20 protein-coding genes are annotated in these 24,256 nt (G+C 57.5%); 13 read left to right on the top strand and 7 right to left on the bottom strand.

Features of this window, described 5'->3' with window-relative positions; all coding sequences use genetic code 11:
- Nucleotides 1-383: 383 nt before the first annotated feature.
- Entirely contained in the window at nt 384-1,019 is a 636-nt protein-coding gene (gene yihA / locus H8S59_RS17655; protein WP_099270246.1) for a ribosome biogenesis GTP-binding protein YihA/YsxC, read from the bottom strand.
- Between the two features lie 353 nt (nt 1,020-1,372).
- On the opposite strand from yihA, the gene H8S59_RS17650 reads away from it, so the two are divergent.
- From H8S59_RS17650 to H8S59_RS17625, 6 genes are all read left to right on the top strand, one after another.
- Nucleotides 1,373-1,990: a c-type cytochrome gene (locus H8S59_RS17650; RefSeq protein WP_187522271.1), complete on the top strand. Its 618-nt coding sequence runs from the start codon at nt 1,373-1,375 to the stop codon at nt 1,988-1,990.
- Between the two features lie 666 nt (nt 1,991-2,656).
- Entirely contained in the window at nt 2,657-3,289 is a 633-nt protein-coding gene (locus H8S59_RS17645; protein ID WP_095093203.1) for a thiol:disulfide interchange protein DsbA/DsbL, read from the top strand.
- A 12-nt stretch (nt 3,290-3,301) separates the two neighbouring features.
- The gene (locus H8S59_RS17640; RefSeq protein ID WP_187522270.1) at nt 3,302-4,174 is read left to right on the top strand and encodes an endonuclease/exonuclease/phosphatase family protein; all 873 of its coding nucleotides are present in this window, start codon (nt 3,302-3,304) and stop codon (nt 4,172-4,174) included.
- Entirely contained in the window at nt 4,171-6,255 is a 2,085-nt protein-coding gene (locus H8S59_RS17635) for a GGDEF domain-containing protein (RefSeq protein WP_187522269.1), read from the top strand. The genes H8S59_RS17640 and H8S59_RS17635 overlap by 4 nt, the downstream gene beginning before the upstream one ends.
- Nucleotides 6,256-6,334: 79 nt before the next feature.
- On the top strand, nt 6,335-7,111 hold the full coding sequence (locus tag H8S59_RS17630; RefSeq protein WP_095093206.1) for an N-acetylmuramoyl-L-alanine amidase: 777 nt from the start codon (nt 6,335-6,337) through the stop codon (nt 7,109-7,111).
- A gap of 89 nt (nt 7,112-7,200) precedes the next feature.
- Nucleotides 7,201-8,820 carry an EAL domain-containing protein gene (locus H8S59_RS17625; RefSeq protein ID WP_095093207.1) on the top strand — a complete coding sequence of 540 codons (1,620 nt, stop codon included), beginning with the start codon at nt 7,201-7,203 and terminating at the stop codon, nt 8,818-8,820.
- Between the two features lie 138 nt (nt 8,821-8,958).
- Here H8S59_RS17625 and H8S59_RS17620 read toward each other — a convergent pair whose 3' ends face one another.
- Nucleotides 8,959-10,746, bottom strand: coding sequence for a KinB sensor domain-containing domain (locus H8S59_RS17620; protein ID WP_095093208.1), 1,788 nt, complete (start codon nt 10,744-10,746; stop codon nt 8,959-8,961).
- A 10-nt stretch (nt 10,747-10,756) separates the two neighbouring features.
- Nucleotides 10,757-12,103 (bottom strand): sigma-54-dependent response regulator transcription factor AlgB, encoded by a 1,347-nt coding sequence (gene algB, locus H8S59_RS17615; RefSeq protein ID WP_027899435.1) that lies wholly within the window; start codon nt 12,101-12,103, stop codon nt 10,757-10,759.
- Nucleotides 12,104-12,492: 389 nt separating this feature from the next.
- Between algB and H8S59_RS17610 the strand changes: the two genes are divergently transcribed.
- From H8S59_RS17610 to gltP, 5 genes are all read left to right on the top strand, one after another.
- Nucleotides 12,493-13,341, top strand: a complete 849-nt coding sequence (locus H8S59_RS17610) for a BON domain-containing protein (protein ID WP_187522268.1) — start codon at nt 12,493-12,495, stop codon at nt 13,339-13,341.
- A gap of 225 nt (nt 13,342-13,566) precedes the next feature.
- Nucleotides 13,567-13,848, top strand: a complete 282-nt coding sequence (locus tag H8S59_RS17605; RefSeq protein ID WP_187522267.1) for a hypothetical protein — start codon at nt 13,567-13,569, stop codon at nt 13,846-13,848.
- Nucleotides 13,849-13,898: 50 nt separating this feature from the next.
- Nucleotides 13,899-14,063 (top strand): DUF1328 domain-containing protein, encoded by a 165-nt coding sequence (locus H8S59_RS17600; protein WP_002555679.1) that lies wholly within the window; start codon nt 13,899-13,901, stop codon nt 14,061-14,063.
- A 2-nt stretch (nt 14,064-14,065) separates the two neighbouring features.
- Nucleotides 14,066-14,533 carry an inhibitor of vertebrate lysozyme family protein gene (locus H8S59_RS17595; RefSeq protein WP_095093211.1) on the top strand — a complete coding sequence of 156 codons (468 nt, stop codon included), beginning with the start codon at nt 14,066-14,068 and terminating at the stop codon, nt 14,531-14,533.
- Nucleotides 14,534-15,184: 651 nt separating this feature from the next.
- Nucleotides 15,185-16,525, top strand: coding sequence for a glutamate/aspartate:proton symporter GltP (gene gltP / locus H8S59_RS17590; RefSeq protein ID WP_095093212.1), 1,341 nt, complete (start codon nt 15,185-15,187; stop codon nt 16,523-16,525).
- A 407-nt stretch (nt 16,526-16,932) separates the two neighbouring features.
- On the opposite strand, the gene H8S59_RS17585 is transcribed toward gltP, so the two are convergent.
- The 4 genes from H8S59_RS17585 to argH form a co-directional block, all read right to left on the bottom strand.
- The gene (locus H8S59_RS17585) at nt 16,933-19,782 is read right to left on the bottom strand and encodes a class I adenylate cyclase (protein ID WP_187522266.1); all 2,850 of its coding nucleotides are present in this window, start codon (nt 19,780-19,782) and stop codon (nt 16,933-16,935) included.
- A gap of 193 nt (nt 19,783-19,975) precedes the next feature.
- Nucleotides 19,976-20,224, bottom strand: coding sequence for a TIGR02647 family protein (locus tag H8S59_RS17580; RefSeq protein ID WP_087271499.1), 249 nt, complete (start codon nt 20,222-20,224; stop codon nt 19,976-19,978).
- A 235-nt stretch (nt 20,225-20,459) separates the two neighbouring features.
- On the bottom strand, nt 20,460-20,735 hold the full coding sequence (locus H8S59_RS17575) for a hypothetical protein (protein ID WP_027899428.1): 276 nt from the start codon (nt 20,733-20,735) through the stop codon (nt 20,460-20,462).
- A 130-nt stretch (nt 20,736-20,865) separates the two neighbouring features.
- On the bottom strand, nt 20,866-22,260 hold the full coding sequence (gene argH / locus H8S59_RS17570; protein ID WP_187522265.1) for an argininosuccinate lyase: 1,395 nt from the start codon (nt 22,258-22,260) through the stop codon (nt 20,866-20,868).
- Nucleotides 22,261-22,392: 132 nt separating this feature from the next.
- Between argH and H8S59_RS17565 the strand changes: the two genes are divergently transcribed.
- Nucleotides 22,393-23,475 (top strand): sensor histidine kinase, encoded by a 1,083-nt coding sequence (locus H8S59_RS17565; RefSeq protein WP_187522272.1) that lies wholly within the window; start codon nt 22,393-22,395, stop codon nt 23,473-23,475.
- A complete protein-coding gene (locus H8S59_RS17560; protein ID WP_095093216.1) occupies nt 23,472-24,218 on the top strand; it encodes a LytR/AlgR family response regulator transcription factor in 747 nt (248 codons plus the stop codon). Before H8S59_RS17565 ends, H8S59_RS17560 begins: the two co-directional genes overlap by 4 nt.
- The last annotated feature ends 38 nt before the right edge of the window (nt 24,219-24,256 follow it).

The raw sequence follows: 24,256 nt of genomic DNA, 5'->3' as shown, positions 1-24,256 counted from the left end.
CCGGCTAAAGCCGGTCCCACGTCGTCAGTCAGCTTGCGGGCAAACATAGAATCTCCCACAGGGATCGCGCTGTTTGTGGGAGTTGGGCTTGCCCGCGATGAACGATAATGCGGTTTGCCAGATCGACTGAGGCGCCTGATTCGCGGGCAAGCCTCGCTCCAACAGACAGCGCTGTCTGCACGAAGGCTATCGGAGAATTTCCTCCGGCCAGGAACTTACGCCCCGGAACACCAGTCAGAGAACTCGATTGGCTGTGAAGCCAGTCATGCTCCTAGTTGTGTTAAGTGTTGGCAGATATCCGGCTTCCCTCCATGGAAGTCTGGAACTTGAACCCCGAACTTCCCCTCCCCCACATGAAGTCCGGGGTTTTTTTTGCCTGCGATTTACTCGGCGGGCGCCTTGTCTTCCAGCTCCATCCAGCCTGCAAGCACGGTATAGGCTTCTTCCAGTCCCATACGCTTGGGTGCAGAGAACAGCTGGATGCTGACGGCATCGCCCCAACCCTTGCGGATTTCTGACTGAACCTTGAGCAGCGTGTTCTTGGCTGCGCCGTAAGTCAGCTTGTCGGCTTTGGTCAGCAGAATGTGCATCGGCATGTGGCTGGCGATGGACCAGTCCAGCATCAGGATGTCGAAGTCGGTCATCGGGTGACGGATGTCCATCATCAGAATCAGACCTTTCAGGCTTTCGCGGCTGCCCAGATAAGCCTCAAGGTGGCGCTGCCAGTGCAGCTTCAGCGGGATTGGCACCTTGGCGTAGCCGTAACCCGGCAGGTCAACCAGGCGTCGCTCATCGTCCAGCTTGAAGAAGTTCAGCAGTTGCGTACGACCTGGCGTCTTCGATGTGCGGGCCAGGCTGGCGTGCGTCAGGGTATTCAGCGCGCTCGACTTGCCTGCGTTGGAGCGTCCTGCGAACGCCACTTCAAAGCCGTCGTCGTCCGGGCACTGGTCGACTTTGGCTGCGCTGAGCATGAAGGTTGCCTGTTGGCACAAGCCGAGGATGGGATTCTTGAGTTGCATGTGATTTCCGGTGAGAGCTGTGCCTGCAAGGGGTGCGGCAAGAGGTGTCGTTTCCGTTTCAGTGAGGCCAGTATATAATTACCGCAGATTTTGTGTGTGCTTTGTCCCGTTTACGGGAAGCTACATCAGCCAAGCGAGAACTATAAGCGCATTAGAACGCAGTCCGCTTTTAACCTGAAAGGGTTGCTGAGTATGAAGGCTTTGGAGCCGCCTGTGTTCAGGAGTTCAAAGTGATGCCGTTGCGTGGATTGTGCAGAGACCGCAATAGCGGGGATTCGCGAACCTTCATCCGCCTCGGATGAGCGAACCCACCTCTATAAAACTATTCACCTTTAGCCGATCTGGATTACCTGATGAACAAAATTTTCGTGAGTCTGCTGCTCGCTCTGGGCATCTGCGGCACGGCTCAGGCGGCCGACACGGTAGTCGGCGACGCGGCTGCTGGCCAGACCAAAACCGCTGTTTGCAGTGCCTGTCACGGTCCCGATGGTAATAGCCTGGTGCCAAACTTCCCCAAGCTGGCGGGTCAGGGCCAGCGTTACACGCTCAAGCAGTTGCATGAGATCAGGGACGGCAAGCGTGTTGTGCTGGAAATGACCGGCCTGCTGACCAGCCTCAACGAGCAGGACCTCAACGATATCGCCGCGTTTTACGCCAGCCAGAAAGGCAGCGTGGGTGCGGCTGACGAGAAACTGGTTGCTCGCGGCGAAGCGCTGTTCCGTGGCGGCAAGCTGAGCGAGGGCATGCCCGCCTGCACCGGGTGCCACTCACCCAATGGCGTAGGCAATGCACCCGCAGGATTCCCGCACCTGGGTGGACAGCACGCGGATTACATCAAGAAGCAGCTCGTGGCCTTCCGCGAAGGTGAGCGCACCAACGATGGCGACACGATGGTCATGCGCGCCATTGCTGCCAAATTGAGCAACAAGGATATCGAGGCGCTCTCGCAGTACATCCAGGGGCTTCATTGACGGCTGATCCCCAGGATCACTGATGACGTGTGAAGAGGCCGGGACAAACCCTGAATCTTCATCTGCAAAACTACCGCCTTCCCGGCTAAAGCCGGTCCCACGTCACTTGCGGGCAAATATACAATCGCCCACTGGTTCTGCACAATGACGTGGGACCGGCTTCAGCCGGGAAGAAGCCGGGACAAACCCTGAATCTTCATCTGCAGAACTACCGCCTTCCCGGCCAAAGCCTGTCCCACGTCGTCACATTACTTGCGGGCAAATATAGAATCTCCCTTTGATTCTGCGCAATGACGTGGGACCGGCTTCAGCCGGGAAGAGGCCGGGACAGACCCTGAGTCTTCATCTGCAGAAAGACCGCCTTCCCGGCTAAAGCCGGTCCCACGTCGTCACATTACTTGCGGGCAAATATAGAATCTCCCTTTGATTCTGCGCAATGACGTGGACTGGAGGCGCCTCACATGAAACGTCACGGCACAAATCCTGAAACACCTCGTTACCGTTCTTCGCGGGCAAGGCCGATTCCAACAGGTTTTCCATTTAAAAAGGGTAGCGTCGGCTACCCTTTTTTGTTGTTGCCAGCGTTACACTAGCGAACTCGCGTCTTGTCGACCGGTCGAAGTCCGGTCGTTGCAAGGCGACTCAAATCAGCCTCAGGAGTAAAGCATGCGTAATCTGATCCTCAGCGCCGCACTGGTTGCCGCCAGTCTTTTCGGTATTACGGCACACGCTGCCGAGCCTATCGAAGCCGGTAAGCAGTACACCGTGCTGAGCAGCGCCGTTCCTGTTTCCGAGCCAGGCAAGATCGAAGTTGTGGAAATGTTCTGGTACGGCTGCCCGCACTGCTACGCATTTGAGCCGACCATCAACCCATGGGTCGAGAAGCTGCCCGCTGACGTTCACTTCGTCCGTATCCCTGCCATGTTCGGCGGCCCTTGGGACGCACACGGTCAACTGTTCATCACCCTGGACACCATGGGCGTAGAGCACAAGGTTCACGCCGCGGTATTCGAAGCGATCCAGAAAGGCGGCAAGCGTCTGACCGACAAGAACGACATGGCCGAATTCGTGGCTACCCAAGGCATCGACAAGGATGAGTTCCTGAAGACTTTCGACTCGTTCGCTGTAAAGGGCAAGATCGCCCAGTACAAGGAACTGGCCAAGAAGTATGAAATCACTGGCGTACCGACCATGATCGTCAACGGCAAGTACCGTTTCGACCTGGGTTCTGCCGGTGGTCCAGAGCAAACCCTGCAAGTGGCTGATCAGCTCATCGCCAAAGAGCGAGCGGCCAAGTAAGCAGCGCCTGCCATGCTGCGCAAGAAAGCAGTACGAAGCGTTGGCCTGCATGATCCGCGGGTCAACGAGCATCATCTGCAAGCAAGTGGGCTGCCGGCTGACGGTCGGCTCCGCTTGCTTAGCTTCAACATCCAGGTCGGCATCAGCACCGGCCGCTATGGGCATTACGTCACGCGCAGCTGGCAGCATTTGCTGCCGCACGTTGGGCGAGCCAGTAATCTGCAGAAGATAGGTGACTTGCTGGGCGACTTCGATCTGGTTGCCTTGCAGGAAGCCGATGGCGGCAGTTTGCGTTCCGGCTACGTCAATCAGGTCGAGCACCTTGCCCAGCTCGGTGCCTTTCCTTACTGGTATCAGCAACTCAATCGCAACCTGGGTCGTCTGGGTCAGCACAGCAATGGCGTGCTTAGCCGCTTGCGGCCGTGGGCGATCGAGGATCACCCGCTGCCCGGACCTGCCGGGCGTGGCGCGATTCTGGTTCGCTTTGGCGAAGGTGAAGATGCGCTGGTCGTGGTGATGATGCACCTCGCACTTGGCGCACGCACTCGTACCCGGCAATTGGCGTATATCCGTGAATTGATCGGTGGCTACCGTCATCAGGTACTCATGGGCGATATGAACACCCACGCCCTCGACCTGCTGGAAAAATCTCCATTACGTGACCTGGGTCTCCTTGCTCCGCAGATTGAGGCGACTTTTCCCAGCTGGCGACCGCAACGCTGCCTTGATCATATTCTGCTCAGTCCTACACTCACTCTGGAACGGGTTCAGGTATTGGCTCAGCCCATCTCTGATCATTTACCCGTTGCAGTAGAGATCCGCTTGCCTGCTTCATTGAGTGGCGACTCGCTGCCCGTTATCAGTCATCGCGGATCTCCTGAATGAGTGACGAAGCCGAACGCTGGCGAGAGAAATACCTCAAAGGCATCGAGCAACAAGACAAGCTTGAAAAACGCTGGAATGCCCGTCTCGACTTGCTGCGCCGCGGTCTGGTGCGCAGCAGTCTGGCGGCCGAGGGTTCGGACCGGGCTGTCGACCAGTGCATGAAGGAAATGCGCGAAATCGTCCGTAAGGACGACATGGACGCAGGCCTTGCAGCGTTGATTCCGAAGCTGGAAAAGGCGGTACTGGATTCCGAGCAGCGCCGCGAAGAGCGTGCCGCGCAGGTCAGCAGCGCGTTGGTGTCGCTGGTCACGCAGCTACAGGCCCTGCAACTACCCAAAGACGTGCGCAAGCCGCTGAAGCGTTTCGCCAAAGACCTTGAAGAGCGCGCCTCGCAAGCGAGGGAGCTGCCACTGTTGCTCGGCGAGCTTAGTGGCCTGCAGGGGCAGGCGCTGAATGTGATTGAGCGTCCTGAAGAGCCGCACCGGCCGGGATTGCTGCAGCGTCTGTTTGGTGGGCATGAAGCGGGCGATGCTCCGGCAAAGGACGCCAGTGATACCGTAGCCGCTGTTCCCGAAGGCGTACCTGAACGTGCGACTGATTCAACCGAGGCCGATGACTGGGACGAGCCGGACGTTCCGGCCAAACCGGTGGATTCAGCACCGCCACCATCTGTTGTCGCACCTGTAGCGGCGGTCCCCGTTCATCCTGAATCCCGGCAGTTGCCTCCAGAACCAGCAGCCCCGCCGCCAGACGTGCAGGCGCCGAAAGTCGAGCCTGTAGTCGATGCGCCCGAGCAAGCCATCCCTGATCCTGGCCATGAAGTTCAGGCCATTGTCGAGCCCGTTGCTGCCCCGCTGGATGCGCCAGTCACTGAATCCATCCCGGTTGAGGATTTGCTCGCCCCGATCCCGGTTGTTCCTTACGAATACGTGTCAGAGCCGGTCAGCGCTGTCACCGAAGAAGATGAGTTGCCGCAAGAGGCAGCGTCTGGCGATGAGGATTCGACTTACGCGCTGCCCAGTTCCCCAGAGCCGAGCTACAGCTCCGTGGCTGCGCACATCGAACATACCCTGTTGGGCCTGCTCAACGACCTGACCTTGCCGGAGCACCATCGGCCTCAAGCCGAAGCAATGCGTCAGCGCCTCGAACATGGTCTGAACTGGTACGAATTACTGCCCATCCTCGATGATCTGGCTGTTTTGATGCTGGCGATTACGGACAGCGGTCAGCATGAATTCGAGATTTATCTAAAGCAGCTCAATGAGAGGCTCGAGTCATTCCAGAGCAATTTGCAGGCTGCCAGCGAAGACTACGTAGGCCAGCAGACCGCCTCGCGTGAGCTGAACAATGAGCTGCGTTTGCAAGTGGACGGTTTGCAAAGCAGCGTCCAGGACGCGGCCGATTTGCCGAGCCTGAAAAAGGTATTGGAGAACCGGCTGGAAGGTCTGTTGGGCACCATGGACCAACATCAGAAGGCCCGCGACGAGCGCGAGCAGGACGTTGCGGCGCGTCTGCAAGGCCTGGCCAGTCGAGTGGCGACCATGGAGCAGGAGGCGCTGGGTTTCAGGGCCAATCTTGAAGAGCAGCGGCAGAAGGCACTGATCGATCCATTGACCGGCTTACCCAATCGGGCAGCCTGGGAAGAACGTCTCGGGCATGAAATGGCCGTCTGGCAGAAGAACAAGACCAACCTGCTGGTTTGTATTCTGGACCTGGATCACTTCAAGCGTATCAACGATGGCTATGGGCATCTGGCCGGTGACCGGGTGCTCAAGATTGTTGCCAAGGTCGTGAAGAAGCAGCTGCGGCCGACGGATTTCATTGCGCGCTTTGGGGGTGAGGAGTTTGTCATCCTCTTGCCTGCGACTCAGGTGACAGCGGGTCTGACTTTACTTGAGCAACTGCGCACGGCAGTCGAGCAATGCCCGTTTCACTTCAAGAGCGAACCCGTCACCATCACCGTGTCCACTGGCGTGACGGCGTTACGGCCCGGCGAGCGCAGCGATGTAGCACTCAAGCGCGCAGATCAGGCTTTGTACCGCGCCAAGGAAAACGGCCGCAACCGTGTGGAGCAAGGCTGATATATGGCTCGACAGTGCTGAGTGATTCCACGCCGTTGCGTTATGCTGCTCACTTTCTTGCCTCTTTGCTCAGGTTTTCATGAAGCTGTTTTTATCTGCCCTGCTGCTAATCACGTTGACGGCCTGTACCAGCGGACCGCGACTCGACACCAGTCATCCGTCGGTGAACTACGATAACCGCGTTCAGTTTGTCGTGGTGCATTACACCTCGGCGACGCTTGAGCGTTCCCTTGAGTTGCTCACCCACGGTGAAGTCAGCGCGCACTACCTGATTGGCGATACGCCGCCGACTATCTACAAACTCGTCGATGAAAGCGCCCGGGCCTGGCACGCCGGTGAAAGTGAGTGGGAGGGGCGTACCTGGCTCAACTCTGCATCGATCGGTATCGAAATCGTCAATCCCGGCTACCGCGACACACCGACGGGCAGGCTTTGGTATCCGTATACCGAGGGGCAGATTCAGGCGCTGATCGTGCTGCTCAAGGATATCGTCAAGCGTAACCACATCGACCCGCGTCACATCATTGGCCATAGCGACATCGCACCGGCACGCAAGCTGGATCCGGGGCCGCTGTTTCCCTGGAAGCGATTAGCGGAGGCCGGACTGGGTGTCTGGCCGGACGAGCGTCTGGTGGCAGAACAACAGGCACTTATGCTCGATAGCGTGCCGGATATTGCCTGGTTTCAGCAGCAGCTCGCTCGCGTGGGCTACGCCACGCCGCAGACGGGTGAACTGGATGTCGCCACGCGGGATGTGCTGGCCGCCTTCCAGATGCATTATCGACCCGCACGTTTCGACGGGCAGCCTGATGTGCAAAGCGCGGCGATCCTGAAAGTGCTGAATCGCCAGCGCTGATTGCGCCAATTCGTTGCCGCCGCCCCGATCCAGCGGGCTATTTCCGCGTTTGTTGCTATACCTAGAGGTATTCCTCCGGGTATCAACTGATGCGCGATGCGGCAACACCCTTTCGCAAGACCTTCTATCGTCCTTGGCTGATGGCTTTGCTCGCCGCCTTGATGAGTGCTGCCGTGTTGTTGGCGGGCAGCTTTGCATTGGCTTTGCATCAGGCGCGACAGAACGAAAGTGAACAGATGAACGCGCAGGGCGGGCGTTTTCTGGTGCGGCTGGAGCAGCTGTTTGGCCAACTGCGCACCGGTCTTGATCAACTGGAGGCCCAGCCTCTGCGCCGCTGTAATCCGGAGATGGTCGACCGATTACGGCAGATCACCTCCAGCTATCGATTCATCTATGAGGCCGCGTTTGTTGGCGATGCCAGGGTGTGTTCCAGCGGGGCGCGGGACAGTCAGCTCGGCCTGCCCCGCAAGCCGGATATTCGCGGGCCCACCTATGATTACTGGCTCAATACCTCGGCCCAGCCTGACGACAATCTTGCAGCGTTGGTGCTGGGCCGGGGCGGTTTCAGGGTTTCCACTTCGCGGGGGCATTTGACCGATGTCGTGGATTTGCCCAGCGGTGGCAGTCTGCTGGTGGTGCTGAATCACGGCGTCAAAGCCGTCACCGTGCTGGGACCTGATCAATCCTGGCCGCCGGGTGTGCGCTGGTCATCAAGCAGCACTGAGAAGCTCATCATCACCGACACACAGTTGATCTACCGGATGCCGACCGAGAGCCCCGAGTACCAACTGGTGATGATTGCGCCTCGCGCCGGTCTCCAGCAAAAGGTGGCGGGAGCCTGGTGGTTGCTGGTCCCGACGAGCCTGCTGATTGCCTTGTGTATAAGTGCGCTGGTGCTGCAACTGGTTCGTCAGCGCCAGTCGTTAGGGGGGGAATTGCAGGGTGCTTTGCGGCGCGGCGAGTTGAAAGTGCTTTTCCAGCCGATTTTTGATCTGCATTCGCGTGTGTGTGTCGGGGCTGAGGCACTGGTTCGCTGGCGCAGGCCGGATGGCACGTTGACCAGTCCTGACCTGTTTATTCCGTTGGCAGAAAACACGGGGCAGATTCGGCAGATTACGGATTTCGTGCTGCAGCAGTTGCTTGAGCAGTTGGGGCCGCTGCTGCGAGCCAACCCGCAGCTTTATATCTCGGTGAACCTCGCAGCGTGCGATGTGATGGCTCCGCGAATTGGCCGGGTTACGGCCAAATTGCTGGCACTGCACAAAGTCTCGGCTCGGCAGATTGCTTTTGAAGTGACCGAACGGGGATTGATCGACGTGGTAATTGCCCGCAATCACTTGCAGGCGCTGCGCGACAAAGGCCATCCGGTGTTGATAGATGACTTCGGTACGGGATATTGCAGCCTGGCTTACCTGCAGACGCTGCCCGTGGATTGCCTGAAAATCGACAAGGCATTCATCGATGCCCTAGGACATGATGCCGCCAGCAGCGGGGTGGCCCCTCACATTATTCGCATGGCTCATGCCCTGCAATTGCGGGTGATTGCCGAAGGTATCGAATTCGAATCCCAGGCCCGGCTGCTCATGAGTGAAGGTGTGAAGTACGGACAGGGCTGGTTATTTGCCAGGCCATTGAGCGCGCGTAAATTCAGCGAACTGGTCACCGGCGGCCGCCGCAGTCAGGGGCGGCGGGCTGAGGATGTGGCTTGAGGCTCCACAGGATTGCGCGGTCTATGACGTGGGACCGGCTTTAGCCGGGAAGAGGCCGGTACATTCGCTGAGTCTTCATTGTCAGGAATGCCGCCTTCCCGGCTAAAGCCGGTCCCACGTCACAGCCCCCGCTCGTTCCTACAACGGCAACGCCATATAAAACTGGGTGCCCTGCCCCGGTCTGGAATAGACGCCCATCCGCCCGCCGTGCAGTTGAACGATCTCTTTGCACAGCGCCAGGCCCAGCCCTGCGCCGCCTTTCTTGCGGCCGACCTGGACGAAAGGTTCGAATATTCGGCCCTGCTGTCCGTAGGCGATGCCTTCGCCGTTATCTTCCACACTAATGATCACGCGTTCGCCATGACGTCGTGCCTGAAGGCGAATCAGACCATTTTCCGGTGTGTGGCGCAGGGCGTTGTCCATCAGGTTATCCAATACCCGTTCAAGCTGGGCACGATCGGCATGCAGTCGAGGCAATGGCTCCTGGGTTTCGATCGACAGGACAATGTTCTGCTCATGGGCCTTTTCTTCGAAGCGTTGCCGCGCCTCTTCCAGCATGTCTTCAATCGACACAGGTGCCAGCGTGAGCTTCTGCAAACCGTTCTGATAGCGGGAGAAATTCAGCAAGTCATTGATCAACTGCATCAAGCGCTGCATTTCTTCGTTGACTGTATCGAGCAGGTCCGACTCGCGGGAGTCTGGCGGGAATTTAGACCGCTCGCGGAACAGACCGAACGCCATGTGCATGCCGGTGACCGGCGTGCGCAGCTCATGGGAGGCGCGCAGGACAAACTCGCTACGCACACGCTCGAATGCGCGCTGTTCAGTGACGTCGTGCAGCACCATCACCGCCCCGAGGATGTGACCTTTGGTGTGGCTGACGGGGGTCAGGCTATAGGTCAGCAGTCGCGACTCTCCATCGACTTCAATGGAAAGATCTTCCGGCGCACGCTCAAGTGTTCCGCCGCGCAGAGTCAGGTACAACTGCTCGTCCAGCTCAGGACGTTCCAATGCCGCGCCGAGCCCCTGGCCAAGCTTGGGCTCGTCCCAGCCCAGTTGCCGTTGAGCAACTGGATTGAGGTGTTCCAGACGACCCTGACGGTCGATCATCAACAAGCCGTCGTCAATACTGTCCAGCACAGCCTGCAAGCGCTGCTGGCCGGCCAGCAGCTCATCAACGTTGGTGACTTGGTGCTGACGTAACGCTTCGGCCATGATCCCGAAACGTCGCGTCAGCAAATTCATTTCAGCGCCCGACGCAATCGGCAGGGTCACTTCGAAGTTGCCTTTGCCGATGCTGTCCGCCGCTTTAGCCAAAGCTTCGATGGGGGCACCGAAGCGACGAGCGATGCCGTGAGCCGTAATGAAACCGATGCACAGCACTGCGATGCCTACCAGCCCAAGCAGACCTGCAACCCATAACGCTCGTTCGCGGGAGTGGATTTCCACCTTGCTGATGTTGTCCAGCGACTGGCGGTGGGCGATCAGCAGGTTGTTGCGCAGGTTGTTGAATGCTTCAGTCAGTTTCGTGTTGTCGCGCATTGAACGTGTGGACTGGCGGGACTCTTCGAAAGCATCGATAAATTTCTGGTAATCCACCCTGGCTTCCTGAAAGCCATTGTCGACATTGTTGAGTTCATCGTTCTCGACACCCTGCTCCAGTAAAACCCGGAATTGATCCTGCAGTTTGCCAAGACGCTCAGGATTGGGCGTTTCATTGAGCATCATGACCAGTTGGTCGCCGAGGTTTTGCCGAAGCTTCAGCCCGGTATCCAGCGTCACGAAATTCTGCTGGATCAACGACTCCTGTGAGCTCGCCATCTGCATCACGCTAACCAGACCAAGCACCAACCCCAGCAACGCTACCGTTATCAATGCCGAAATGCTGAAGAAAAGTCTGGTGCGTAATTTCATCGCCAGTTTCATGCCGGGTTAGTCATAGGTTGTACTGCTTGCGTTTTCGATACAGCGTTGAAGCATCGATTCCCAATGTCTTGGCAGCCTGATCCAGTGTGTCACTGGTGGCGAGGACCGCGCCAATGTGGGCTTTTTCCAGTTCATCCAGGCTCAGCGCGGCACCGACCCGGGGCGCGTTGCTGGTGGGCTGTTCGGCCATCCCCAAGTGGGCCACTTCAACCCGCTCTTGCGGGCAGATGATGCTGGCGCGTTCGATGACATTGCGCAGCTCACGAATGTTGCCTGGCCAGCGGTAATTCAGCAGCGCGGCTTTGGCTTCATCACTGAAACCCCGTGCCGGGCGGGCGTAGTCCTTGACGAAGCGCGCCAGGAAACGGTCCGCCAGCGTCAGGATGTCTTCAGTACGCTCGCGCAGCGCGGGCAAATGCAGCGTGATCACGTTGAGACGGTACAGCAGGTCTTCACGGAAGCGACCATTGCGTACCATGTCTTCCAGGTTCAGGTTTGTGGCCGCAAGAATACGGACATCGGCACGGCGAGTGACCGGATCACCGACTCGCTCGTATTCTTTGTCCTGAATAAAGCGAAGCAACTTTGGCTGCAACGTGAGCGGAAAATCGCCGATCTCGTCGAGAAACAGCGTACCGCCGTCGGCCTGGTTGACACGCCCCAATGTGCTTTCGCTTGCGCCGGTAAACGCGCCGCGGCTGTGACCAAACAGCTCACTTTCCATCAACTCGGCAGTCAGCGAAGGACAGTTGATGGTCACGCAGGATTTTTTGTTGCGCTTGCTCCAGCCATGAATGGCGCGGGCCAGTTCGCCTTTACCGGTGCCTGACTCACCCAGAATGAGAATGTTGGCGTCGGTGGTTGCTACCTGGCGGGCTGTTTCCAGAATCGCCATCATCGAAGGGCTGTGGGAATCCAGACCGTCCTTGGGCTTGCGGATTTCGCCTTCAAGCACTTCCAGCCGCGCCGACAATTGACGTACTTCCAGCTGTTTGGCGGTGGCCAGACGCAGTTGATCCGGGCTGCATGGCTTGACCAGATAGTCCGCAGCACCGGCCTGAATAGCGTCGACTGCCGTATCAACCGCCGAGTGGGCAGTAACAATCACCACCCGCATCCAGGGGGCTTGAACGCGCATTTGCGCCAGTACATCGAGGCCGTTGTCTTCGCCTAACCGCAAGTCCAGAAAGCACAGGTCGAAGACCTGGCGCTGCAGCAACGTTTCCGCTTGGGATGCGCTGTTGGCGGTGGCGACACTGTAGCCCTCATCTTCCAGGCAATAACGGAACGTGCGAAGGATCGCGGATTCGTCATCCACAAGCAGAATACGGCCCTGATTCTCAGTGGCTGCTTCCATTTTTCCTACGCTCCTTAATGAATTGTCTTGCGTTAGTGTCGGAATAATCGGGCAAGTTGCATGGTTGATTCTGATTGATTATGCGAGGTGCATGCTAGCCTTGTAATTCATTCAGGCATAACTATCTGATTTTAATGAAAAATAATCCAGATAAGTGCCTGAGGCACAGTTCGTTGGTTTCGGTGGCTTTTCACGTTGAATGAAGCCAGTTCTACCGATCTCGGTGCGCTGAGTGACGGTGACGCGTGATTCTCAACGCGTCCATCTCGACCCCGGTTCTGCACTTCCTTGGCGTTTGCTGATCAGACACATGCAAGCCTCTGAATCGAGATGTATCTCCGGAGGACTGGCTCGAAACCCTTACACAGCTATGAAGATGGAGAACTGCCATGCACCCGCTGAAAAAGCTCGCTCTGGCCACAGCCACGATCACCGTGCTGGGCTTGAACCCTTTGATGGCCAGTGCTGCTCAGGGCGATTTGCCCAGCCAGCTCGCCGAAGCGCGTCAGGAAGGTTCGATCTGGACCGCATTCGCCCTCAACAAACACTTGAGCCCGTTCAAGATCGACGTCAGCGTCGAGCAGGGAACGGCTGTCCTGAAGGGCAAAGTTGAAAACCAGGTTGATCGTGAACTGGCCGAACGTATTGCGCTGGACACCAAGGGCATCGATAAGGTCGACAACCAACTGGAGATCGACCCCAATGTTGCCGCCGAGCCTGGCACCAAGGCCAATATGGCGCAGCGATTCGAAGACGCCACGCTGACTGCGACTGTGAAGTCAAAACTGCTGTGGAGCAGCGTCACTGAAGCACTCAACATTGATGTGGACGCCGAAGACGGCGTCGTGACGCTCAAAGGTCGTGCGCAAAGCCCGGAAGCCAAGGAAGTGGCCGGTAATCTGGCGACCAACACTGATGGCGTGGTTACCGTGAATAACCTGATCAGCATCAGTGCTGCGGATTCCATTGCCTCGCGGGTTGATCCGCAAGCCACCAGCCCGGCTGAAGACATCAGTGATGTGTGGATTACCAGCAAGGTCAAATCAAGCCTGATCTACAGCCGTAATCTGGATGGCCTGAACATCAAGGTCGACACCAAAAGCGGTTTGGTCAGCCTTGACGGCATCGTTGCGAACTATGCGGAAAAAGAGCTCGCTGTCGAGATCGCGCGAAATATTCGCGGCGTGAAGGGCGTGAACGCGGATGCCCTGAAAGTGATGACCCGTACGACCGGCTGATCAATTGGGCTGGTACGTTCGTGCATCCTGCACGACCCGTCAGGGCTGATCGTGCAGGATGCTACCAGCTGAAATTGTTTAGCGTTTTCAACTAATTGATTTATAAGGATATTTTATTGAATTGAAAGCTGGCATGCAGGCTGCAATATCTTGTTTATAGAAGCCGTGAAGTTACCGGCAACAAGATCAAGTTTGACAGCCCAACGTGGTGTCAGGAGCAACCAGATGAACCGCCAGCGTCTTACTCAATTGCGTATTTCGCCCTTGCACCTTCAGCAAGGCTTGTTCGCCACCTTGGCGCTGATGGTCACTCTGATTGCAATTCAGCAGTTTCAGCATTGGGAAAATTCCCGTGAAGCTGCACAGATCAAGCAGCCGTTCACTTACAGCCAGACTTACAGCAACGTCAGTGCATCCATGGCTCGCGATACCGCGCTGAGCCTCACCCCGGTTGACCGCAAGGCACCTGTAAGTGAAGTACCGCACCAGCAAACCTGGGTTTTTTGACCCGCAGCAGTAAACGCAGCATCCATTAAAAGCAGATAAGGAGAGTCATCATGTTGAGTTGGGCAATCACGTTTCTGATCATCGCCATTGTTGCCGCCGTTCTTGGTTTCGGTGGTATCGCCGGCACCGCAACTGGTATCGCGAAGATCCTGTTCGTCGTGTTCCTGGTCATGTTCGTTGTTTCGTTCTTCTTTGGCCGTCGCGGCCGAGGTTAAACATGCGCACGTCTCTGCACTCAATCGCAGCCGCCCTGTTAATGGGCGGTAGCGTAATGGCGATGGCTGCCAATGACGGCCAGTCTCGGGTCAATCAGTTGTTGGGATCTGACCCCGAGTACCGGTCAACCTGGAGCTCAGTGATCAAGAAGGAAGAGCGTTTGCCCGATTGGGTGATCAATCTCTCCGGTGCCAGCGAGCAGCAGATGACCGCTGTGACCGAAGACAAGAAGCCTTACCTGGTTGGTCCTTTGTGCGAAACCGCTGAAACCTGCAAGAGCCAGCGTCTACTCGTGGCGTTCAGCCTCGACAAAGACGAAGCCTATGCACTGTTGGTAGATGTGCCAGCTGGCCTGCCTTCGGACAAGTCGCCGACGCGTCACGCAACCTACCGTTATCTGGGTGAACCGGATGAGGGTATGCAAGGCATGCTCCAGGAGCAGCTTCGCAAGGATCCGAACTGGTACTGATTCACGGTATTCAAGAACAGAGAGCATCCATGTTCGGGGTGCTCTTTAGCTGCGCGGTTCGAGAAGAATCGCGTATGACCAAGGGGCCGGGACGCTTTGATCGTTTGGATCGGAGTGACCTAGGAGTACAGGGAGTACTCCCGATGAGGGCCGGGTCAGGAAGAACCGCGACGCAAGTCCATGATAGTGATCTCGAATCTTCGAGAAACCATCGGCTGTCTTGCGTTGCGCTTTATCGTTTCACCTCGCATGACATCTCCGCACATCCGACAATTCTTGTAGGAATTGTCAGCTTCCCATCCCCGCGATATTCCTGCTGATTTCTTCTTCGTAACTTTCTGAATGGGCTGTATAGGGCGAATTAGCCACCTTTGAGCCGATTCGCGGTACGTCCTGGTCGCTTTCAGGCATGTTTCCTGTCGCTCGCATTATGCCGATTCGGTATGGGGTAGTCGTTTACGGCATTAGACGTTGCGCGTATGCGTGGGAATAGTTGCGCCTTTTTTCGTCAGCTACAGAGCCGGATGCTCGCTTGCTGCATCTACTCGGCACTGCTCTAACCGGTAACCGATGTTTCGCCGCTGCTTTGGATCAGCAACGTCGTGCATGTGTGCTTAGAGAAGTGCGAGCCACTTGAAAAAAGGTAACGACATGAAGAAGGCAAAGCTGAGCCTGGCGTGGCAGATCCTTATCGGTTTGACGCTCGGGATTGCGCTGGGCGCGCTACTCAACCATTTCAGTGCAGAGAAGGCCTGGTGGATCAGTAACATCCTTCAACCGGCGGGCGATATCTTCATTCGCCTGATCAAAATGATCGTCGTACCGATTGTGGTTGCCTCGCTGGTCGTGGGGATCGCAGGTGTTGGCGATGCGAAGAAGCTGGGCCGTATTGGGCTCAAGACCATCCTTTACTTCGAAGTCGTCACGACCATCGCTATTCTGGTTGGACTGGTGCTTGCCAACGTTTTCCATCCCGGTACCGGTATCGACATGAGTACGCTGGGAACGGTGGATATTTCCAAATACACCGCGACCACGGCTGAAGTGCAGCATGACCATGCCTTCATTGCCACTATCCTTAACCTGATTCCGTCCAACATCTTCGCCGCCGTTGCGCGGGGCGACATGTTGCCGATCATCTTTTTCTCGGTGATGTTCGGTCTGGGGCTGGCCAGCCTGGATGCCGAAGTGCGTGAGCCGGTGCTGAAGGTATTCCAGGGCATCTCGGAAACCATGTTCAAGGTCACTCACATGATCATGAACTACGCCCCGATTGGCGTGTTCGCTCTGATTGCGGTGACCGTAGCCAACTTTGGTTTTGCTTCGTTGCTGCCTCTGGCCAAGCTGGTGATTCTGGTTTATGCGGCTATCGCGTTCTTTGCCTTTGTGGTGCTGGGGCTGATCGCCCGCCTGTTCGGCTTCTCGGTGCTCAAACTGATGCGCATCTTCAAGGACGAGCTGATCCTGGCCTACTCCACCGCCAGCTCCGAAACCGCACTGCCTCGTGTGATCAGCAAGATGGAAGCCTACGGCGCACCGAAGGCGATCTGCAGCTTCGTAGTACCGACCGGTTACTCGTTCAACCTCGACGGTTCGACCCTTTATCAAAGCATTGCGGCTATGTTCATAGCCCAGCTGTACGGCATTGATCTGTCCATCGGCCAACAGTTGATGCTGGTCCTGACGCTGATGGTGACCTCCAAAGGTATCGCCGGCGTGCCGGGCGTTTCTTTTGTGGTGCTGCTGGCGACGCTGGGCAGCGTGGGGATTCCGCTGGAAGGTCTGGCGTTCATTGCCGGTGTCGACCGGATCATGGACATGGCGCGTACCGCATTGAACGTGATCGGCAACGCACTGGCGGTGCTGGTCATCTCGCGTTGGGAAGGCATGTACGACGATGCCAAGGGCGAGCGCTACTGGAACTCCCTGCCGCACTGGCGCAGCAAGGAAGCGGTTCCGGGGGCTGAGCCGGTGTCGTCGAACAACGCGTAAAGGCTCCCCACAGGTTGATAGCGATCTCAAGCTCACGCAGGACCGGTAGGACCGAATTCATTCGGGAAGGCGGTGCTTCAGGCCATACACAGGCTGTGGAGGTACTTGCCTCTTCGCGAATGAATTCGCTTTGTGGGAGCCGGGCTTGCCCGCGATAAGAACAACGCGGTCAAACAGACATACTGCGTCGCCTGAATCGCGGGCAAGCCTCGCACTTAAGCCGCGCTATTCCGTAGGACCGGCTTTAGCCGGGAGGGCGTCGGGACATTCACCACATGTTCTTCGTCAGGAATACCGCTCTCCCGGCTAAAGCCAGTCCTACGGGATTGCAGGCCAACATAAGGTCATCCCACAGGTTTCGTATCGAGCTAACAAACCCCGGCATGCCGGGGTTTGTTGTTTCTGGCTCAGGCCTGCGCCATGGCGTCGTTGAGTGATTTCTCCAGCTGCGCCTTGTAGCGCAGGTACAGAATCGTCTGGCCGCGAGCGTTGTCCAGTAAGCCGGACAGGTCCAGATCGGTGATGTAGCAGCGATAGCGTTCGGGCTCGGTGCGTCGCTCCAGGATCTGTCTGGCCACGACACTGAACAGCTGATCACCATGCTCCAGCTCGGAGAACTCGTTGTTATCGCAATAAAGCGTAACGCTGACCTGACCTGGCGATGCTTGTTCGACAATCGCCTGCACGTCGTAGAACGACTTGCTTGTAGCGGTTGGCGCACTGCGTGGTTCGATACGTCGGGCTCGCCCTGCCCCGGATGGCATGATCTGGTAATACAGCGTTTCAAGGAAAGTGGACGCGGTAGTGTCGCCCACAGGCAGCATCGCGCTGCGGCGGTAAACCAGCGCCTGGAAGAAACGCTGCAGTGGCTGCAACAGGCTCAACTCATCGTGATAAGCCAGACGCTGATGCCAGAGCGCATTGTGCTCATCAAGGGCGTAGAGATCGGCCTCGTTTTCGTTGACCCTGTAAAACACCTGAACACATTCGGGCTGGCCGTGGGGCAGGATCAGCGCCAGATCGTGATCGCTGAGCGCGTGCGGGTCGAGATGCAGCGGGCTGTAACACGGCAGCTCTTCGCCCAGATACTCGAACAGTCCCGAAAGGCTGTTGATCACCACATGAGTGACGGGCTGGGTCGGCACCATTTCCAGTACGTGATACTGCTGTTGCACCTGGATCAGGTAGCGATGGTTCAGGCGTGCGGCATGCAGCAGTTGCGCCGTGGCCACCAGCTCCTCAACCCGTTGGGCGATGGCGGGAGCGCGGTTGTGGCAGAAGCAACGCACGCGAACTACAGGTTGCGCCGCGCCCTCAGGCAAAGTGCTGAGTAGCTCGCTAAGGCAGTCGAGCAGCGCATGAACGCCGTCATAGCGGCTGACGAGGATTTCGTTCCAGCTGTTCAGCGTGATCTGATCCAGAGTCAGTACGAGGTTTTCCCTGACTCCGGCATAACTCAGCGAGTCAGTTCGCTCAGTGGTCATCAGGATGTTCAGGTCTCGATGGTGACTCAGCGGATCAACCCCAACGTTGACCAGCAAAAGAATCTCGCTGGGTACCGCAGGGCTTAGCAGGCGCTCTTCGCTGACCGCCTGGAGCGGAACAGGGATCTGCTGTTGCAGCGCCCCGAGCAGATTGAACAGCTCAAATTCACTCAGGTCGCTGCTACCTGGGTGCAGTGCCAGCCGCGTAGTGCAGTCGATTATGTTGTTGCGGTGGCACCAGGTCAGCAGGTCAAGCAATTCGCGGCTGCGCTTGATCGGCGAGAAGTCGATCCATTCATGAGCGCCCAGACTGCCGTTATACAGTGCCCATTGAGTTTTCCCCGGCTCGCGCTTGTTGGGTGACTGCACCAGCGTCAGCGTGTCTTCCGCCAGGTCGGGAGCGATGCCCGGATTGATGAATTCGACTTTACCTGCCTTGCGCTCGAACGCGGCGTACAACCTGCGGCCGAGTACGTTCAGGTCACGGGCGTTGGCCGAGCTGGCCACGTTTTGCTGACGGGCAAGCTGGGTCAGAAAGCGATAGCTGTAATTGAGCTCGTTAACCAGTGCGCGGCGCTCATGGGCGACCTGACGCACCTTCCACTGGCTACGGCTGTCGAGCAGGAGTAACTGACGCTCGTCCCAGCCCCACTCCCGCGTCAGGCGCTCAAGTAACTGCCGCTGCCAGCTGGTGTTACGCAGCCGCAACGTGCCGGTCAGCTTTTTATTCACTTTCAAATACAGACTTCGGCGTACCAGCTCCAAGCGTTCCAGCTCGCCGCGCTGGATCAGATACTCTTCGATGCGCCGATACACGACCATGTACGGATCCAGCTCATCCAGATCCACCCGATTGGCGAACACCGCTTTCTTGAAGCGCAGGCTCAGGCAGCGGACCTTGGGGTGCTCGCTGGCATACACCTCGGTCAACAGCAGTTTGAGCACCGATTTATAGGGTGACTCGATGCCCTTGAATAATTGCCACAGGCCCGCGCCGAGAAACTCTCCAGGCGGAATAAGCGCCATATGACCCAGGTCGAGCACTTCGTCATGGCGGATAAAGCGTTTCGACAGCAACGTGTGGGTGTAGTCGGCGTAGCGTTGTTCTTCATAGCTCGGCACCAGCCACCACATCGGCGTGCGACCCGCCAGCCAGATGGCGGTGCGGTAGAACTCATCCAGCAACAGGTAGTGCTGCGTGCTGCCGCAGTTGTCCGAGCTGAGCTGTGTATCGCGCTCACCTGCAATGAAGCGCTGCGGGTCGATCAGGAAAAAGTGCGCCTCGGCGCCCTGGCTGTCGGCCCATGCTTCCAGCGCCTGACATTTCTTGTGCAGCTCGGCGATTTCCTCGGCGGTCAATTCTGAGTCATGACAAACCCAGACATCCATGTCGCTTTGGTCAGCCTGGGCAAAGGTGCCCAGGCTGCCCATCAAAAACAGACCGTGAATGGGATTGCGCGCATGGCCACGCCGGGTTTTGTACGAAAACGATCGGGTCAGGCGCTGGGCTTCAGCCAGTGCCAGGCTACTGGGTTCGTATTGGGAAACGCCCGCAGGCGTGCTGCCGGAAACATAACCGGGCAACAGCGGATGGTTGACGTGAAAAAACAGCGGCAGCAAATTCAATACGGTTTGCTGGCGAGTCGACAGCCCCTCAAGGGCACGCGCAAGCCGCCCGCTGTTCAGGGTCAGGAAACGGTTACGGAGCTGGGAAAGCACCTTGCGGTCGATGCCTTCATCCAGGTCAGGACGAATTTCGGAATTACGCGTCATTGCAACTCAAACCGGATGCCGGGCTCGAAAGGGGCGGCGTGGAAGTAGTGAGTCAGACGGCGGGCAGGACGACGTGAGAGCCTGAAGCTTTCAGTCCGTTTATTGTTCTGGCGCCAACTTTTTACTATCGGCGCAGATTTTCATAAATGAAGGGTCCGCTAAACCTTTTTTGGAATGCGGACCCTCGCGGGGATCAAGCGGCTTGTTTGGCAACGTTCAGGATTGTCAGCAGCGACTGGGCATGTTCGGCAGCCTCCAGTCCAAGACTGGTCAGGTATCCGCCATCAACCTGAGTGGTCAGGCCTTTTTCGAAGAGTCTTTGTGCAGCCGCAACAGCCGTCGGGGCGGCCACGTGATGGACTTTGAGTCCTTCAAGGGTATTGCCAAGATTGAAGAGTGCGAGGATTTCCAGTTCGGCAACCAGCTCAGGGGTATACGACATAGATGCTCCAGACTTTTTCTAGTAATACGCCTCACTGACTGGCGGAATCCTGAAATCAACGTGTCTGTGCTGCGCTCGTCGGTTCTGGATGACCGTTAAAGCCGGCTCGGCGTGGAAGCCCCGTCGTTCTAGTGGCAGCGAGGCAGTTGCAGTGTAGACCTGGTCTGGAGATTTTGCCGAGCCCGATTTTCTGAGGTTCGCCACCGGCCGTCAGTTGGCCGGTGTGCGCGTCAGCTCAAGCCTCTGGCGGTAGCTCAGGCAAGGCACGCAAGGCTGTTTCGTACCATTCGGTGTTGAACGGGCGGTCTTCTTCCAGCAGTGCGTCAATCTCGATAGCCAGAACATGGGCCATCAACTGCAGGATTTCTTCACGCTCATAGCCCACCAGCGTCAGCTTGTTGAACGTCGCCTTGGCGGCAGGAGGGTTGTCGCTTTCGATCTGGTTTTCGATTGCCTGAACCAGAGTCGATTCAGCGAATTCTTCTTCATCGTTGTCGAGGGTGTCGGTCATGGGGTGTTTCCTTTGGGCGGCGATATTCGCCTGTTGGAGCGAGGCTTGCCCGCGAATGGGTCACCTCGGTTCAACAGGAAAACCGCGTTGCCGTTATTCGCGGGCAAGCCTCGCTCCAACAGATTTGGGATTAACGCGCAGCGAGTAACGCCTGGCCGCGAACCACTGCTGCCTTGACCTGTGCCGGAGCGGTGCCGCCGATGTGGTCACGGGCGTTGACCGAGCCTTCAAGCGTCAACACGGCAAACACGTCCTGCTCGATCTGATCGCTGAACTTGCGCAACTCTTCCAGGCTCATTTCAGCCAGGTCTTTGCCGCTTTCGACGCCATACTTCACGGCATGGCCAACGATTTCGTGGCAATCACGGAACGGCAGGCCACGGCGCACCAGATAGTCCGCAAGGTCAGTCGCCGTGGAGAAACCGCGCAGCGCCGCTTCGCGCATGATGGCGTGCTTTGGTTTGATTGCCGGGATCATGTCGGCAAAGGCACGCAACGAATCGCGCAGGGTGTCGGCGGCGTCGAACAGCGGTTCCTTGTCTTCCTGATTGTCCTTGTTGTAGGCCAGTGGCTGGCCCTTCATCAAGGTCAGCAGGCCCATCAGTGCGCCGAATACGCGGCCGCTTTTGCCGCGGACCAGTTCGGGTACGTCGGGGTTTTTCTTCTGCGGCATGATCGAGCTGCCAGTGCAGAAACGATCCGGCAGATCGATGAACTGGAACTGGGCGCTGGTCCACAGCACCAGCTCTTCCGAGAAGCGCGACAAATGCATCATCGCGATGCTGGCGGCCGAGCAGAACTCGATGGCGAAGTCACGATCCGAAACGCTGTCCAGCGAGTTGCCGCCTACGACGTCAAAGCCCAGCAGTTTGCAGGTCAGTTCGCGGTCGATCGGGTAAGTCGTGCCGGCCAGTGCTGCGCTGCCTAATGGCATGCGGTTCAGTCGCTTGCGGCAGTCGACCAGACGCTCGTAATCGCGACTGAGCATTTCGAACCATGCCAGCATATGGTGACCGAATGTGACCGGTTGCGCGGTCTGCAAGTGTGTGAAGCCCGGCATGATGGTGTCGGATTCACGCTCTGCCTGACCCAGCAGGCCTTGTTGCAGACGAGTGATTTCCGACAGGATCAGGTCGATCTCGTCACGCAGCCACAGGCGGATATCGGTTGCCACCTGGTCGTTACGGCTACGGCCGGTGTGCAGTTTTTTACCGGTGATGCCGATGCGGTCGGTCAGACGCGCTTCGATATTCATGTGCACGTCTTCCAGATCGACGCGCCATTCGAAGCTGCCCGCTTCGATCTCGGCCTGGATGGTCTTCAGGCCGTCGATGATGGTGTCGCGCTCGGCATCAGTAAGAACGCCGACTTTGGCCAGCATCGTTGCGTGGGCGATGGAGCCCATGATGTCGTGGCGATAGAGGCGTTGGTCGAAGGTGACGGAGGCCGTGAAGCGCGCGACGAAAGCGTCGACGGGTTCACTGAAGCGGCCGCCCCAGGACTGGTTGGTCTTGTCGGTGCTCATGGATTCGCTCGTGATCTGCTGAAGAATGACATGCCCGCGTCTGCTCGCCGGGCACTCGCGATCATAACAGGTTGGGATTTTTTTATTTGTGGGCAGCTTGCCGCACGGGCCAGCACAGTCGAGACTGGGCTCATGCGAAATAGCTTATTGAAACAACCTTCGCCCAAAGGGCCAGGCAAAGAATTTTTCCTCCCTGAGCTGTGCCTTCCGCAGGCGCTGTTGGTACTGGTCCTGCTCGCCGAATTATTGGTCCTGGTGTTGGTTCTGGTCGAGCCCATGCGTCCGGGTTTCGACTGGGTGCGGCTGGCGCTGATGTCGTTGTTCGTACAGTGGATTGTGCTGCTGTCGGCGGCCTTGTTGTGCGGGCTTCGACCTTGGCTGGCGCGTTTGCCTGCTGGCCGTGCGGGGGTATTCGGTTGCTTGCTGGTTGTGGCGATTACCCTGCTCTGCACCGCAGTCACCGACGTCTGCCAACTGACCGGCAGAGTAACGTTTGGTGTGATGGTCGAACGCTACGTGCGTTATGGCCTCATCGCGCTGATCATGTCGGCCCTGATGCTGCGCTACTTTTATTTGCAGAGTCAGTGGCGCAAGCAGCAGCAAGGCGAATTGCGCGCGCGTATCGAATCGCTGCAAGCGCGTATCCGGCCGCATTTTCTGTTTAATACGCTCAATAGCATCGCGAGCCTCGTGGCTACCAATCCGGCCAAGGCCGAGCAGGCGGTGCTGGATCTTTCAGACCTTTTTCGGGCCAGTCTGGCCAAGCCCGGAAGCCTCGTTACCTGGCGCGATGAGCTTGAGTTGGCAAAACGATATTTATCGATTGAGCAATATCGTCTTGGCGAGCGTCTACAGTTGGACTGGGTGATCAGTGGAATTCCAGACGATCTTCCAATTCCCCAGCTAACCTTGCAGCCACTACTCGAAAACGCTTTGCTTTATGGGATTGCACCTCGCGTCGATGGAGGTGTCGTAAAGGTAGAAGCAGATTATGAAAAGGGGGAGTTCATATTGTGTGTAAGCAATCCCTATGACGAAGTTGCCAGTCGGCAGACTTCCAACGGCACTCAGCAAGCACTGGTAAATATCGGTGCGCGCCTCACGGCACTTTTTGGTCCGCACGCCAGTCTGAGCGTGGAGCGCCGTGACGGTCGTCACTACACCTGTCTACGCTATCCTTGTGCGAGACTCACGCAGGAAGCCAGAGCTATATGAATGTCCTGATCGTTGATGACGAACCCCTGGCCCGCGAACGGCTTAGCCGGATGGTCAGTGAAATTGAGGGCTATCGGGTTCTGGAACCCGGTGCGTCCAATGGCGAAGAAGCCTTGGCGCTGATTGAAAGCCACAAGCCGGATATCGTTTTGCTGGATATCCGCATGCCAGGTATTGATGGCCTGCAAGTCGCTGCCAGATTGTGCGAGCGGGAAACCCCGCCTGCTGTCGTCTTTTGTACTGCGCACGACGAATTTGCCCTTGAAGCTTTCCAGGTCAGCGCGGTTGGCTACCTGGTCAAACCTGTGCGGCCTGAGCATTTGATCGATGCCCTGAGAAAGGCCGAGCGCCCAAACCGTGTGCAGTTGGCGGCGATGACGCGCCCTGCGGCAGAAAGCGGCAACGGACCACGCAGCCACATCAGTGCGCGGACCCGTAAAGGCATCGAGTTGATCCCGCTGGATCATGTGATCTATTTCATCGCGGATCACAAGTACGTCACCTTGCGACATGAAGGCGGCGAAGTCCTTCTGGATGAGCCTTTGAAAGCACTCGAAGATGAGTTTGGCGACCGTTTTGTGCGTATTCACCGCAACGCACTGGTTGCCCGCGAACGTATCGAGCGCCTGCAGCGCACGCCTCTGGGGCATTTCCAGTTGTTCCTCAAAGGTCTGAATGGCGATGCGTTGATCGTCAGCCGTCGGCATGTGGCGGGTGTGCGCAAGATGATGCAGCAGCTGTAACGCTGATTGAGATGCGATCTACATGTGGGAGCGGTGCT

This window comes from Pseudomonas folii (genome assembly GCF_014357575.1).
GTDB lineage: Bacteria > Pseudomonadota > Gammaproteobacteria > Pseudomonadales > Pseudomonadaceae > Aquipseudomonas > Aquipseudomonas folii.
This window is presented reverse-complemented; position numbering and strand designations above follow the sequence as displayed.

Coding starts and splice junctions, on each gene's coding strand:
- yihA (WP_099270246.1), bottom strand. CDS start 1,019: ATGCAACTCAAGAATCCCATCCTCGGCTTGTGCCAACAGGCAACCTTC.
- H8S59_RS17650 (WP_187522271.1), top strand. CDS start 1,373: ATGAACAAAATTTTCGTGAGTCTGCTGCTCGCTCTGGGCATCTGCGGC.
- H8S59_RS17645 (WP_095093203.1), top strand. CDS start 2,657: ATGCGTAATCTGATCCTCAGCGCCGCACTGGTTGCCGCCAGTCTTTTC.
- H8S59_RS17640 (WP_187522270.1), top strand. CDS start 3,302: ATGCTGCGCAAGAAAGCAGTACGAAGCGTTGGCCTGCATGATCCGCGG.
- H8S59_RS17635 (WP_187522269.1), top strand. CDS start 4,171: ATGAGTGACGAAGCCGAACGCTGGCGAGAGAAATACCTCAAAGGCATC.
- H8S59_RS17630 (WP_095093206.1), top strand. CDS start 6,335: ATGAAGCTGTTTTTATCTGCCCTGCTGCTAATCACGTTGACGGCCTGT.
- H8S59_RS17625 (WP_095093207.1), top strand. CDS start 7,201: ATGCGCGATGCGGCAACACCCTTTCGCAAGACCTTCTATCGTCCTTGG.
- H8S59_RS17620 (WP_095093208.1), bottom strand. CDS start 10,746: ATGAAACTGGCGATGAAATTACGCACCAGACTTTTCTTCAGCATTTCG.
- algB (WP_027899435.1), bottom strand. CDS start 12,103: ATGGAAGCAGCCACTGAGAATCAGGGCCGTATTCTGCTTGTGGATGAC.
- H8S59_RS17610 (WP_187522268.1), top strand. CDS start 12,493: ATGCACCCGCTGAAAAAGCTCGCTCTGGCCACAGCCACGATCACCGTG.
- H8S59_RS17605 (WP_187522267.1), top strand. CDS start 13,567: ATGAACCGCCAGCGTCTTACTCAATTGCGTATTTCGCCCTTGCACCTT.
- H8S59_RS17600 (WP_002555679.1), top strand. CDS start 13,899: ATGTTGAGTTGGGCAATCACGTTTCTGATCATCGCCATTGTTGCCGCC.
- H8S59_RS17595 (WP_095093211.1), top strand. CDS start 14,066: ATGCGCACGTCTCTGCACTCAATCGCAGCCGCCCTGTTAATGGGCGGT.
- gltP (WP_095093212.1), top strand. CDS start 15,185: ATGAAGAAGGCAAAGCTGAGCCTGGCGTGGCAGATCCTTATCGGTTTG.
- H8S59_RS17585 (WP_187522266.1), bottom strand. CDS start 19,782: ATGACGCGTAATTCCGAAATTCGTCCTGACCTGGATGAAGGCATCGAC.
- H8S59_RS17580 (WP_087271499.1), bottom strand. CDS start 20,224: ATGTCGTATACCCCTGAGCTGGTTGCCGAACTGGAAATCCTCGCACTC.
- H8S59_RS17575 (WP_027899428.1), bottom strand. CDS start 20,735: ATGACCGACACCCTCGACAACGATGAAGAAGAATTCGCTGAATCGACT.
- argH (WP_187522265.1), bottom strand. CDS start 22,260: ATGAGCACCGACAAGACCAACCAGTCCTGGGGCGGCCGCTTCAGTGAA.
- H8S59_RS17565 (WP_187522272.1), top strand. CDS start 22,393: ATGCGAAATAGCTTATTGAAACAACCTTCGCCCAAAGGGCCAGGCAAA.
- H8S59_RS17560 (WP_095093216.1), top strand. CDS start 23,472: ATGAATGTCCTGATCGTTGATGACGAACCCCTGGCCCGCGAACGGCTT.